Source organism: Mariniradius sediminis, from assembly GCF_021491425.1.
GTDB classification, from domain to species: domain Bacteria; phylum Bacteroidota; class Bacteroidia; order Cytophagales; family Cyclobacteriaceae; genus Mariniradius; species Mariniradius saccharolyticus.
The window spans coordinates 22490-36049 of record NZ_JAKEVZ010000017.1 but is presented as its reverse complement, the minus strand read 5'-3'; the positions used below and the strand labels follow the sequence as shown (position 1 = coordinate 36049).

Below are 13560 nucleotides of genomic sequence, written 5' to 3'. Positions count from 1 at the left end.
ATCAATCAACTTTGATAATAAAGGTGATGCGCCCGGTTGAAAAATCAGCTGTGGCATTGCCCCCTTGGCGCTTAAACTTGATCTGGGCGACGACGGTTCGATAGTAGGCCAAAACTTCATTTGAAACATTGTAATTCTCTGGCAAAGCCTGAATTATCTTTCCGGTTTCATCTACGGTGATTTTGAAAACTATGGTTCCATTCCTTGTGGAAACATTATCGCGAATGGTTGGCTGCGTAGCAAATTCCCATCCCGCCAAGTCCAGCCCGACGCCTGATGCTGGGCCTGGATTCCCCGTACCGGTTCCTGAACCCATGATTGCCCGTCCATCTACTGTTCCTGTGGGCTTTCCTTCATCGCCTGCTTTGGACGAGGAACCCTGGGAACTACCTGCCGCGGGTTTGTTTCCGGTGCCTGATGTACCTCCTGCGCCAAAGATAGCTCTTTGGTCGATTTTGGGTTTTTCCTCAGCCTTTGTGGTAGTTTTTTCGGCCTCCGATGTGGCCGGCTGTGTACTTGGGACATTTTCTTTTTTGGCAGGGCTTGTTTCCTTCACTACTGGCTTGGGATTTTCAGCGCCCTTTACCGGGCTATTCGTTTTGGCAGGCGCCTCATAGGCCGGCTTTGCTGGAGTAGATTTTGGCCTTGCCGTTTCTGTCTTTGGTTGTGCAACGGGTACAGCTGATTCCGTCGGCTTAGGTGATTGTTCCCCTGGTGCGGGCGCATTTTCCGCTTGCGCCTGTGCTTCTGAAGGCGGCGCATTGGTCTGCCTATCACCACTGCCAGTGTCGGTAAAACCAAGATTCAGTTCCATCCCGTACTTTGGAAGGGGCGGAATGTGTTCCTTCCATACCACAATAAAATAGATCGCCAGCAGCAAAAGAAGATTGACAAGCACCGTGATGATTGCGGCCTTTTTCTTATTTTCTGATTCTGTCTTTTCTGCCTCCCAGATTTGCATATCTGCTTATTTGTAAGGAACTGTTGCAATAGATACGTTGGCCTCCAAAGACGCAGCGATCCCGCCGATTTCTACCAAATATTCGACCGGAACCGTCTTGTCAATATGAAGTACGACTTGACCTTTTTTTCCCTGAAGCAAAGTCGTTAGCTCAGATTTGATCTGTTCCCTGCTGATCACCTTATCATTAACGGAAAAGCGAAGGTCTTTGGTTACCGAAACCGTCACCTCCTGCATCACGATATCGGATGTTTCACTTGAAGGAAGGTTGACTGGCAAACCGGAGGGAGTAATAAAGGAGGAGGTTAACATGAAGAATATCAACAACAGGAAAATGATATCCGTCATCGAAGACATGCTAAATGCCGCATCAACTTTATGTTTGGATTGAAGGCCCATACTTATTTTTCTTGCAAAAGATCAATGAATTCCACCGAAGCATATTCCATGCTATGTACCAATTTGGAAACCTGGGTCACCAAGTAATTGTACCCAAGGTAAGCAATGATACCGACAACTAATCCTGTCGCTGTCGTGATCATAGCTTCATAAATACCCGTAGACAGCAATTTTGGGGAAACCATTCCCTCCTCTTGGGCCACAGCGATAAATGCCTGTATCATACCAGTAACCGTCCCCAAGAAACCAATCATGGGAGCAGCGCCTGCAACTGTTGCCAATACACCCAGATTCTTCTCAAGCTTGTATATCTCGATTTTTCCCACATTTTCGATGGAAACCTCAATATTTTTCAATGGACTTCCGATCCGCTCCAAACCCTTGGAAACCATATTGGCGACGGGTGAATTTTCTGTCATGCAGAGCATCTTTGCCTGCTCGATTTTCCCCGTTTGCACCAAAATCTTGACTTGATCCATCATGTGTTTGGGTGATTTGGATGCCTTCTTGAGGGTCATCAGCTTCTCAATGAAGATGTAGATCGCCATGATGAACAGGATGTACAAAGGAATCATCATGTATCCTCCCTTGATCAGCAAATCCAGCAATCCTATGCTTTTTTGTCCACCATCGAGTGAAACCAAAGAATCGGCCATGACCTGGCCTTCTGTACTGAGTGTTTGTAACAAAACCATATTTAATATTTCAAAATCCAAGTTGATTCGCCAAAGTCATTTTTTGCTTGGGGAAGTGCTTCTGAGGCGGATTTGAAGCTGCCGAAACTTCCAACGGAAAGTCTGAAGTTTTTGGTATCCCCAACCGGAAAAATCATCCAAACATCCCTACCGCTGTTGAGAAATACCTGTGCTTCTTCCCGCGCAATTCTCTCATTCGGTAAACTGGCAACAATCAAATGGTAGATGGGCCGCTCGCCTTTTGATTCGACCAAGTGCAATTGACCGATTGCGCCCGTGGGTGCAGGTTGGGTTTGGGTGACGGGAGGGGCAGCTGCTTCTTTCACTGGTTCTTCCTCTTTCTCTAGCTTCAGAGGAACTTCCAATTCGACCGTATCTGCAGCGACCTCGTCCACAACGGGTTCCGCTTCCTGCATAGCTTCTGGTTGTCGTGTCTCGGCGACTTCTTTGACAGTTTCCTCTGCTGGGGTAAAATAGAGAAAATAGGCCATCGCCGCCAGAATCACAGCCAACATAAACACCAATGTGATAAGCAAGGGCGTTTGGTTTCTTTTCTGAGTCTCCTTTCGCTCAAAATGAATCGGATTTGAAAGGGAGCCTGGGACGGATGTTTCTGGTTCAATTGTAGCCGATTCCGCTACCGGGTCTACGGACTGGGCAGGTTCTGATTTCTGGTTTTCTGTGGAAGAGAGCGGCCTCACGTCAACAAACGGAAAACCGTAGTCTTTGTCTTCTTGTCGTCGAAGGGCTTCCTGTTCTTTCTCTTCCATGCTTTTTTTAATCCGCTGTTTTCAGAAATGGATCTCGCACCGTCAAAATGGTGCCCCAAACTCGGGTAATCAGTTACGCAATATTAGGATTAAAATTGGAATGTTGCCCCAAGAATTCCTTGAATGCCCCTTACAGGATAATTCAGAAAGCGCTGGTTTGTCCTATTCAGGAGATTATTGCCGATTGCAAATGCCGAAAACCGATCCGTGATTTTGTAATCCGCCTTTAATTGGAGATCCAAAACCGCGGGAAGCTTAACCGAGACATCCGACTGCTGATTGAATCCTTGGATTCCACCCATTAAGTTGGCATTGAATTGTATCAACCACTTCTCTGTCGGCTGGATTTGGTTGTTGAGACTTACCTCCCACTCCGGACGATGGTACGCTGCCGACAAAGTACCCATGTCATAACTATAATAATTGACCAAACCGGTCACTTGATACCAGGTGTCATACTTCCATGAGGCCATCGCGCGATAGTTGATCACATTTGTCAAATCATCGTAAAGCAGATTGAATCGCGTACTATCGGTAGCACTGTTGGCGAAGAAATACATATTGCGGTACCTGCCGACATTGAAACCCACTTCATAGACCAACTCGTCGAGCAAATTTCCTTTAACGCCGGCTCCCGTTTTGAAATTTTGGATCGTATTCAGCAGGCGATCACTTGGCCCCAAAAATGGGTTTTCCCGGACAAAATCCTGATAGGTTGTCCGCAGTACGTCACCTTCAAATTGCGCATAAATACCAAATTCCTTCGCCAACATGTAATGTCCATAGAGTGCTGGGAAAATATGGAAATCAGAAGATTTGTTGTTGGTGACATCGTTTTCAAATACAATTTTGGCTCCAACATCAACCTTGATGCTTTCTGTCAAATAGCCGACAGATGGTCGAATCTTGAAATAGTTTCGGTTGATATCGCCATAGAAAACATCCTTGGGGCCAGTCAGGGATAGATTCATGTCAAAATCGAACCTCAACGCATCGTCAAACCAATAATCTGTTTTTGCCAAGATCCCGATTTCTGTTTCCGAGGCCTCATAATTGTCATGAAACGCTCGGATGAAAACTCTCCCTTCATAATTCAGCCCTTCGACTTTGTCAACGTCCTCGATTCCTCCCATAACCTGGAAGGTATTCAGCACATTTTGTCCGGGAACATAATCCGCCAAGTTCAAATCGTTCCAATCAAAACCGTAGAAATTGACCATGTGGCGGTTATAATGTACGCCTCCGAAAAATTGATATACCTCTTTGTACAGACGCCCGTCCAATTTCACGTTGGTCTTTGTCTCTGCTGAATTGGAATCACCTGTCGGTCCTGAGTAAAATCCATGGTGAAAAATCTTTGCCGAAACTTGGTAGTCACCGTCTTCCCATAGATTGTACCTTCCTTCCAACAAAGGAGAATTATAGTTCCCCAATCCAAACCTTGCAAATCCCCGGTACATTTCCTCCTGTTTTTTGGGGAAATTCTTCTGGGCGGCCTCCGACTTGATGGCAACTGGTTCAAGGTTCAGGAAATAGGGCTGTACCTCATAGGTATATGCATTGCTACTTTTGGGATTGGGAAGAACAGGTAGCCTCTCAAACCTTCTGGGCTGGGTAGGAAGCGTAAGTACCCTGTCTTTGCGGATGATAAATTCTTGGTCCTTCACCTCACCTGTTTGTTGAGAAAATCCTTCGGCAGCGAAGAACAGTCCCAAAATGCCTGCAAGTGAATATTGAAATATTTTTGAATAAATAGATCTCATGGTCTTTGCTATTGAATTGTAGCCAATTTTTGGCTTGCCAAGGCTTTGATTTCAGCATTTGGGGAATTCTCTACGATAGACTCCAAGGTCGCTTTGGCTTGGAAGGTCTCGCCCAGAGCGAGATAATTTTCCGCCAAGAGCACGAAAGCCCGCCCGTACCAGTAATCATATTCGAAAAACGGCGCTGAAAAATCGAATATGGTATTGTTGGATTGCTCGTAGCTTTTTCGTTTGGCTTGGCTTTCTGCCAGCAAAAACAAGCCTTCTGCCCCCTGGATAGATTTGTAATCGTTGACCAGGTCCCGCAAGGTTTCCTCAGCCTGATTCGTCTTTGCCTGCTGCTGTAATGCCTTCGCTTTGATCAACAAGGCTGCGGGGACATTGTCAGGTGTCACATTCCCCAAGTTGACCACTTTTTCGGCGAAGAAGATCGTGGAGTCGATTTTTCCAGTCTCCAGATAGGCATGCATCAACCCAGAGAATGTCTCGTTTTCCTCTAAGGGATTTCTAGAATAATCAATTGATTCCCTGAGATATCCGATGGCTTTCTTATAGTTTTTGTTTTCAAGTTCGATGGAGGCTATCCTTTGCACGGCACGGCTTCTTTGAGGGGAATTTTTGTCCCTATCAATCTGGTAAAAAAGCTCCAAAGCCTGTGCTTTTCTGCCCAACCTGTATTGCGCATCAGCCATAAAATAGCTCGCTTCAGGCCTGTTGGCGGACTGGGGGTAATTTCTCAAATAAGTCTCAAAAGCGCGATACGATTGCTCCCAAGAACCTGACAGGTAAAGGTTTTTGGCAGCCTCATATTCTAAACCTTGAACGCTCGTATTTCCTGGATTTGCCTTGCGGTAGGTGGCGAGGTATTGGGAAAACTCTGCGGACCTTCCCTGTAAGGCCAAAGATTCCTGAAGTCCAACCAAGGCCGCTTCTGCATTCGTGGAATTGGGGAACCTATCCAATATCCGCTTGTAGTCCTCGATCGTTTGGTCGTATTGTTGACGCGAGAAATTGGCCACAGCCCTTCCTTCCAAGGCATGCGGAACAAACTGGCTGTTGGGCCTGGCTTCGATCAATTTGCTGAATCCATCTACTGCATCCGCATACCGCATTTCTTCCATGTTGATCTGGGATTTTTGGAAAAGCGCATCTTCGAAATAGATGCTGTTCGGATAACCCCCGATCAATCTGTCCAACTGGGCGATTGCCTCGGAGTTTCTGTTTTGGAAATTATACACGACCCCCGATCTGAAATAGGCATAGTCCACCGAACTACCTCCCTCGGAAATCGACCTCTGGTAGGCATTCTGCGATTCGGCAAACTTCTTTTGGACGAAGTAAACGTCCCCCAACCTCACCAAAGCCTCATCAAAATGTTCCCGATTGTCCGATTTCCCTCCTTTTTCGATGTATTGTCGAAACTGCGCCTCAGCTTTTGGGTATTGTTGGGTGTTGAAAAAAGCGTATCCGAGGCCATAATAGGATTTGAGTAGAAACGGATCACTTGCATTTGGCCTCAGCCCTTGCAAGGTCTCGTAGGACTTGATAGCTTGGGGAAGTCTGTCCGCCGCAGCGTTGTTCTCCCCTTTCCAAAAATGTGTCTGAATGACCAAGTCCCGATCGCTCGGCGTACTCAATGACTTGTCGAAATAGGTATTTGCAAGGTCATGCTTTTTATCCCGGTAATACACCACGCCTTGGTAGAAAGCGATCTTCTGGTAGGCGCTACGCATGCGTTCGGACTTCCTTGGAAGTTTCTCTATATGCTCTATTGCCCGAAGGTAATTGCTTGTATTGATGAGCGCATCTGTCAGGAGGTCTTCGGCCTGACGCGCATATCGGCCGTTTGGATAATTTTCCAAATAGGCGTCTAGGGCATTCACTGCCTCCTGAAAACTCCCCCGCTCCAAGTTTACCTTTGCATAATTGACCAATGCATCTTCCTTGATACTCGGATCGGCATTGCTCTTATAGGCAGCACTGAAGCTGTTGGATGCAAACTGCGGATTGTTCAACTTCAAATATGAATGTCCCAGATAGTAACTTGATACCTGCCCGATCCTGTCGTCCTGCACCGCAGAAACTTTGAAATAGTCCGAAGCCCTCTGGAAATTTCCGGTTTCAAACTGGGCAACGCCTGCCTTGTAGACCTGCGAGCGGTCCAGGTCACGCTTCTTGGCATTGACAAATGCGTCGTAATTGCTCGCAGCACCCTGAAAATTCCGCTTTTCAAAATAAGCCTCCGCCAAAAACAGATGGATTTCCTCTTTTCTATCCAAGGTTTTTCCTGACTTCAAGGCACTTTCAGCATAGGGAATGAGGGTATCAAACTGCCGTTGCTGGTAATACAAGCCTGCGATCATGTACGGAACCTTGGGCGCATAGAAAGAATTTTTCTCTGCTTCCAAGAAATCCGCAATTGCCAAATCGAACTTGCCGGATTCCTTTTGGATAAAACCTGAATAGTAATGTGCATCGGGTCTGAAAGGTGAATTTTGTCCCTTTACCCTGGTGAAATAAGGCAACGCAGCCGCATAATTCTTCAATTGAAAAAAGGAATAGCCCATCTTGAAGGCCACCTCGGATTGTACTTCAGGAGTAACCAAACCATCCCCCATCAATTGGAACCCAGCGATCGCCTCCTTGTAGTTCTTTTTTTCAAAGAAAAAACTCCCTAGTTCGTACGCCGCTTCTGTCTTTCTTGGATGCTGGGGATGGTTTCTGATGAATCTTCTGACCCAATCTGAACCACCCGGCTGCTCTATTTTGAGAGCAGCGATCGCATGGTGAAATTCAGAAGTGACTGCCTGGTTTCCGTCGACTTCTCCTTCGCGGATTTGCCTGAATCCGAAGGAGGTCGCGGCGAACTGGTGTTTGTCAAATAACTCAAGGTTTTCGTCCAACTCTTGCTGCGGACCATTTTGGTACAGGCTGGATTGGGCACTTGCGAAGGAAACAGAAGTGGCAATCAACAGACCCGAGAGGATTTTTTTCATGGGCATTTTCAATGCATGATTTTGAACAACAATTCGCGCAGGATTTCCTTGTCTTCCCAGCCTGATGCATCCACACCCTTGGAACGGAGGTCTGCCTCGCGAATATGGGAGAAGCAATCAATTACTTTGCCTAAACGGTAATTGTTGGCTGCTATTTTATATTCTTTGATGAAATATGGGTTGATTCCGAGAATTCTCGCCAATTCAGTTTCTGAGGCTGATTTGTTCTGGTGCAAAAGCGCGATCTTTTGAAAGTATGAGAATATCAATGCTACGATCGGGATGATCGGATGGTTCTTTGGATTTTGGGAAAAGTACTCGATAATCTTGTTCACCTTGAGCGTATCCCTCACGCCAATTGCCTTGGTGAGTTCAAAGTTGTTGTACTCTTTGTTGATGCCTACGTACTTTTGGATGAGTTCCTTGGTAATCGCCGACGGACTGGAAAAATTGATGATAATCTTGTCCACCTCATTGGAAATCACCTCCAAGTTGTTTCCAATGGCTTCTGCCAAAAATACAGCGGTCGGATTGTCGATAGAATGACCTTTTGACTTCACATAACTCTCAATCCAACCTGAAAGCAGATGATCCTTGATTTTTTCCGATTTCACAAAAACCGCAGCTTTGTCCAATTCCTTTGACAGCTGCTTTCTTCCATCAAGGCTTTTATACTTATGGGCAAACACCAAAATGGTGCTTGGCAGTGGATTTTTCAGGTAATTGATCAACTGATTGTCAATATCCTCCCTCCCAAGGTTCAGGATGTTTTGAGCCTCTTTCACAATCACCACCTGTCGGTCAGACATCATGGGAAACCGACGTGCATTGTTCAGAATGTCCATCATGCTGACATCCTTTCCATATACAACCAGCTGATTGAATCCGCGGTCGTGCGGTTGGAGCGCATTGGCCTCGATGTAGTCGGAAATTTGGTCGATGAAAAATGGCTCTTCCCCCTGCAAAAAATAAACCGGTGCATATTTCCCGGCTTTCAAATCCTTCAGTACGTCTTCTGCTTTGCTCGCCATGGTTGAAGTTTACGGCCCAAATATAGAAAGAAATAGATTTTCGGAGCTACCATTTGAATCACCAACCATGCTAAATCTAAACTTTATGCCCTCTATTTTTGTATTGAAAAAGTAATCCAAAAAACGGAAAGTATGAGCTTGGAGAGAAGTCTGGAATTATTCAGTGTCGGAAAGTTTGAGCAGTCGCTCGCACTTATTGAAACCTGCATTAGTCAAGAAGGCAAATCGACTGACTATGTTTCACTGAGGGCGAGAATCTTCACACGTCTTGGCAATTTTGATAGCGCTTTGGAGGACTTTGATTACCTCTATGCTTTGGAGCCATTCAATCCAAGCATTATCAACGACCGCGCTGTGGTGCTTCACCTCTTGAAAAGAAATGACGAGGCCATGGCGGAATTTGACCGCGCGCTAAATCTCGATCCTAAAAACCCATACAGGTTTGCGAGCCGTGCGTACTTTAAAGATCGGATCGGAGATTTACTTGGCGCAATTGAGGATTACGAAAAAGCCATTGAACTGGACCCTGAGGATGCGGTCTCCCACAACAACAAAGGCCTGGTAGAAGAGAAACTTGGCTACATGGCAAAAGCCAAAAAGAGCTTTGAGAAAGCAGATGAACTGGTTGGATACAAGCCAGAACAACCAAGTAACTTGTCCAAAGAAACCGAAAGTCAATCACCTATTCCATTGCCTGAGATCCAAAAAGCCCAAAAAACCACTAAAAAGTTGACCATCGGGTATTTTTTGGAGACCCTAAATCGCCTCGTCTCCGACAAAGCAACCCAGCAGGAATTTAAAGATTTTCTGAAAAAGAAATTGGGCCGAAAATAATCGGGTCGGAACAATACAATGATTCGAAAAACAGCTATGCCATCTTGATGACCAACAGTGGCTTATTGATGAAATAGGACATTTTCCTGGAAAGGTTGTTTGAAAAAATCTGTTCGAACCAAGATTTTTTCTTACTCAATGTCACGAGAATATCGCCCTTGGCGATAATTAGGTAGTTTTCCAAGCCCAGTCCTGGTTCATCCCGATAGGATTTGAGTATGTAGTTCACCTTTTCATATTTCACAAACGGCCTAATCTCCTGTACCATAGTAATGTGGAGCGATTTGTCAATGGCCTTCAGCCTAGTGCTGACATGGACAATATCGATCTCGCTCTCCCAAAACTTTGCCAATTCGACTACCTTTTGGATCGCGATTTTATCCTCTTCCAGGTAATCCGTGGCATAGACAAATTTCTTTGGCGGCTTGAAAAACACCCGTCTTGGGACCACCAAAACGTCGATCTCAGACCTCTCCACGATTTTGCTTGACCTTGTTCCGATAAAATTCAGTTTGAAATCATTGACTCCTTCTGTGCCGATTACGATCAAGTTGGCTTTGATCTCCTCGCTGAACTCCAAGATCGTCTGTACGGTTTTCCCCTCTTTGAAGCTGGCATGGCAGGATTTCAAACCATTTGGAATACTTTCCTTTTCAACGACCGCTCTCAGATTCTCCAATTTTCTTTGGATAAAGGAATACTGATCACCAGTATGGTGGTCTCGTGAGGCGAGTTTTTGATAGTCATCATGGTCCGGAACATGGAATAGGTACAAATCAGCAGCATATAGTTCTCCAAGCTTTGCCGCATATTCGATCGCATTTAGCGAACATTCCGAAAAATCAGTTGGACAAACAATTACAAAATTTTGAGTCATGGGTTTATCTTCTTTTTTTCAATAGCCTAAATTTCTGTCGATGGTGTTTAGAAGTGGTTTATTGGATTTGATACGATTATAATTCTCTAAAATCTGAGGCACAGCTGCGTCAGGATTGGTCACACTGGCGATATGGGGAGTTACGGTAATTTCGGGAGTCTCCCAAAATGGGTGCTCTTTGGGTAAGGGTTCTTGCCGGAACACATCCAGCATGGCCCCCGAGATACATCCCTCGCTAATTGCAGTCAAAAGATCCTCTTCTACCAAGTGGCTTCCCCTCGCCACATTGATGAGATAGGTGCCTTTTCTACAACTTCTGAAGAAATCAATATTAAGGAAACCAGTTGTCTTATCGGTCAATGGAAGCATACAAACTATCACGTTGACTTTATCCAGAAAATCCTGTAGCTGTGTTCCATAGTAATATGGATAGGAAGAAACATTCTTCGGTGAGTTGCCATACCCCAATACCGGAACCTCCAAAACCTGTAACTTTTTGACTACATCTCCGCCCAAAGCACCCACTCCGAGTACACCGACGGTGATATCCAATTCGGGATTGCTCATATCCCAAGTCTTTGTTTTTTGGTTATTCTGATAGCGGGACAGCTGCCGTTGATATGCCAATATCCCCATCAGGACATAGTTGGTCATTGGGTTGGTAAGCCCCTTGTCCACTACCCTGCTGATCGGAAGGGAAGGGTCTATGTCTTTGTCCGAAAGAATATGGTCCACACCGGCGCCCATCGAACAAATCAACTTCAAATTTGGAAACTCCCTCAATATTCCCTTTGGATGCTGCCAAAGAAGTACCGCCTCCACCCTTTCAGGAGCAGAAATTTCGGGATACACCTGTATATCCAAATTTGGCATATGCCTCATTAAGCTTTCCCTCCATTTAGTGACATCTCGTCCCGGTGATATTATGGCAAAGCCCATTTGTCGATAATTTGATTGGATTCGCTAAAATCCTTTGTTTGGTTTGAACTATTAAAAACATTTTTTTGAACGGCAAAAACGATGCGCATGCCTTTCAATGCTTGTTTAGACCTCAATCTCAAAAACCCCCAGCAATGATCGGAATTAATTGTTATTTTTAGCCGTTCATTTTCTACTCCAACTAAATTACATACAAAAAAATGAAAAGCAAATCTATTTTATTGTCCTTCGTTTTGATAGCCGGAATATATTCCCTTGGTCTCGCCCAACAAATCCAAATGCCCCAAGCAAGCCCAACCGCTAAGATCAGCCAAAAAATTGGACTTACTGATGTTACCATTGACTATAGCCGCCCCAGCACCAAGGGCAGAAAAATATTCGGGGAATTAGTTACATACGGGGAGGTCTGGAGAACTGGCGCAAATGCCGCGACAGTGATTACTTTCAGCACCCCTGTAATAATCGAAGGAAATAATCTGCCTGTAGGATCTTATGCACTCTACTCGATTCCTGGCAAATCAGATTGGACGATTATCTTCTCCAAAAACACCAAGTTATGGGGGGCAGTAGGCTACAACCAAGACGAAGATGCGTTGAGGTTTACGGTGAAACCTGGTAAAACAGGCCAGAAATATGAAACAATGGAAATCAACTTCGTGGACATGACAGACACAGGTGCATCCATCGCCATCAAATGGGAAAATGTGCGTGTGAAATTCAGGATCGAAACTGAGGTGGACACCATCGTGATGAAACAGATCAAGGAAATGGTAATCGACAAAGATCCACAGAACCCTGGATTGTATTACCAAGCTGCCAATTACTATTTCACGAATAACAAGGACATGAATCAAGCCTACGAATGGATTGTAAAGTCCGTAGAAAGCGATCCAAAATACTGGACGATGCACCTCAAGGCAAAAATTGAACTTGCGCTTGGAAAGAAGAAAGAAGCGATCGAAAGTGCCACTAAATCCATGGAAATGGCCAAAGAAGCCAAAAACCCGGATTATGTAGGTCTCAACGAACGCTTGATTAAATCAATAAAGTAAGTATCGCTGCATGTTTGAAGTCATAGAAATTGAAAAGTGGTCCCGTAAAGACCACTTTTTGTTTTTCCGAGAATTTGACGAACCGTTTTTTGGCGTCACTGTAAGGGTTGATATGACCCATTGTTATAAAAAATCGAAGGAAAATGGCGATTCCCTTTTTCTTCTCTATCTGCATGCAGCACTCACAGCGGCAAATGAGATCGAAAATTTCAGAATGAGAATCAATGGCGCTGAAGTCAGGCTTTACGAAAGGGTTCATGCTTCCCCAACAATCAATCGACCCGACAATACCTTTGGATTCTCCTATCTCAATTATGATGAGGATTTTTATGAATTTGCCGAAAAAGCAAAGGTTGAAATTGAAACGGTGAAAAATGGGACAGGCCTCCAACCAGCCATATCAGGCGAGAATGTGATCCATTTTTCGGCAATACCTTGGCTAGAATTCAGTTCCGTTTCTCATGCAAGGAGCTTCTCCTTTCCAGATTCCTGCCCAAAAATCAGTTTCGGAAAAATTACCGAAGCCAACGGCATATGGACTATGCCTGTATCGATCCACGTGCACCATGCGCTGTTGGATGGTTATCACGTGGGCTTATTTGTAGAAAGATTTCAACATTTACTGAACACATGAACCAATTTCCAACTGGGCTGAAAAAAGCGGCAACCCTTTGCATATTGAAAAATGAAGACAGCTTTTTGCTGCTTAAGCGGTTCAAAGAACCCAACAAAGACATGTATACACCTTTGGGAGGAAAGTTGGATCCGTACGAAAGCCCACTCCAAAGTGCCCTTCGGGAGACTTGGGAAGAAGCAGGAATCAAGCTCGATCGTATGCAATTTTGTGGGATATTGACGGAAACTTCGCCCCTGTCCTACAATTGGATCAACTATGTATACCTTGCCGAAATCGCGAAAATAAGCCCCCCAATATGCAGTGAAGGGATACTGGAGTGGGTCCATTTCAACGATCTTTTGAAGGTGCCAACACCGAAAACAGACTGGCACATCTACGAAATGATCTTGAAAGGCAAGAAATTCGTTTTGACTGCCGAATTCGACGATAACTTGGAATTGATCCAGATGCATGAGGAACTGGAAGGCTTGCCGCTGATTTGAATTCATGCAAAAATTGGTTCTCAATCGATTTCAGAGAATTGACAGAAACTATCCAAAAGTATTTATATTAACAAAAGGCGGTTTTTTTTGATAATATTCTAATTTTGGCCTTGCATTCTAAAAA

At 44.8% G+C, this 13560-nt stretch carries 13 protein-coding genes; 4 read left to right on the top strand and 9 right to left on the bottom strand.

The features are described from left to right. Nucleotide 1: 1 nt before the first annotated feature. From L0U89_RS17815 to holA, 7 genes are all read right to left on the bottom strand, one after another. Nucleotides 2–961, bottom strand: a complete 960-nt coding sequence (locus tag L0U89_RS17815; protein WP_234862753.1) for an energy transducer TonB — start codon at nucleotides 959–961, stop codon at nucleotides 2–4. Nucleotides 962–967: 6 nt separating this feature from the next. Further along, nucleotides 968–1360 carry an ExbD/TolR family protein gene (locus L0U89_RS17810; protein WP_234862752.1) on the bottom strand — a complete coding sequence of 131 codons (393 nt, stop codon included), beginning with the start codon at nucleotides 1358–1360 and terminating at the stop codon, nucleotides 968–970. A gap of 2 nt (nucleotides 1361–1362) precedes the next feature. Further along, nucleotides 1363–2055 carry a MotA/TolQ/ExbB proton channel family protein gene (locus tag L0U89_RS17805; protein ID WP_008628488.1) on the bottom strand — a complete coding sequence of 231 codons (693 nt, stop codon included), beginning with the start codon at nucleotides 2053–2055 and terminating at the stop codon, nucleotides 1363–1365. A gap of 2 nt (nucleotides 2056–2057) precedes the next feature. Next, a complete protein-coding gene (locus L0U89_RS17800) occupies nucleotides 2058–2825 on the bottom strand; it encodes an SPOR domain-containing protein (RefSeq protein WP_234862751.1) in 768 nt (255 codons plus the stop codon). Nucleotides 2826–2914: 89 nt separating this feature from the next. Further along, on the bottom strand, nucleotides 2915–4588 hold the full coding sequence (locus L0U89_RS17795) for a TonB-dependent receptor (RefSeq protein ID WP_234862750.1): 1674 nt from the start codon (nucleotides 4586–4588) through the stop codon (nucleotides 2915–2917). A gap of 8 nt (nucleotides 4589–4596) precedes the next feature. Next, entirely contained in the window at nucleotides 4597–7584 is a 2988-nt protein-coding gene (locus tag L0U89_RS17790; protein ID WP_234862749.1) for a tetratricopeptide repeat protein, read from the bottom strand. Nucleotides 7585–7592: 8 nt separating this feature from the next. Then, a complete protein-coding gene (gene holA, locus L0U89_RS17785) occupies nucleotides 7593–8615 on the bottom strand; it encodes a DNA polymerase III subunit delta (RefSeq protein ID WP_234862748.1) in 1023 nt (340 codons plus the stop codon). Between the two features lie 132 nt (nucleotides 8616–8747). On the opposite strand from holA, the gene L0U89_RS17780 reads away from it, so the two are divergent. Beyond that, on the top strand, nucleotides 8748–9449 hold the full coding sequence (locus L0U89_RS17780) for a tetratricopeptide repeat protein (protein ID WP_234862747.1): 702 nt from the start codon (nucleotides 8748–8750) through the stop codon (nucleotides 9447–9449). A gap of 34 nt (nucleotides 9450–9483) precedes the next feature. Here the strand turns inward: L0U89_RS17780 and L0U89_RS17775 are convergent, their stop codons facing one another. Further along, the gene (locus L0U89_RS17775) at nucleotides 9484–10326 is read right to left on the bottom strand and encodes a universal stress protein (protein WP_008628499.1); all 843 of its coding nucleotides are present in this window, start codon (nucleotides 10324–10326) and stop codon (nucleotides 9484–9486) included. 18 nt (nucleotides 10327–10344) lie between these two features. Continuing rightward, nucleotides 10345–11265: a 2-hydroxyacid dehydrogenase gene (locus tag L0U89_RS17770; RefSeq protein WP_439651577.1), complete on the bottom strand. Its 921-nt coding sequence runs from the start codon at nucleotides 11263–11265 to the stop codon at nucleotides 10345–10347. 200 nt (nucleotides 11266–11465) lie between these two features. Here L0U89_RS17770 and L0U89_RS17765 point away from each other — a divergent pair, with 200 nt between their 5' ends. Genes L0U89_RS17765 through L0U89_RS17755 form a run of 3 tightly spaced genes read left to right on the top strand, consistent with a single transcriptional unit; the run spans nucleotide 11466 to nucleotide 13436 of the window. Then, nucleotides 11466–12317, top strand: a complete 852-nt coding sequence (locus tag L0U89_RS17765) for a DUF2911 domain-containing protein (protein ID WP_234862745.1) — start codon at nucleotides 11466–11468, stop codon at nucleotides 12315–12317. Between the two features lie 10 nt (nucleotides 12318–12327). Continuing rightward, complete coding sequence (locus L0U89_RS17760; protein WP_234862744.1) at nucleotides 12328–12951, top strand: chloramphenicol acetyltransferase; 624 nt, start codon at nucleotides 12328–12330, stop codon at nucleotides 12949–12951. Beyond that, entirely contained in the window at nucleotides 12948–13436 is a 489-nt protein-coding gene (locus tag L0U89_RS17755; RefSeq protein WP_234862743.1) for an NUDIX hydrolase, read from the top strand. Before L0U89_RS17760 ends, L0U89_RS17755 begins: the two co-directional genes overlap by 4 nt. Nucleotides 13437–13560: the final 124 nt, after the last annotated feature.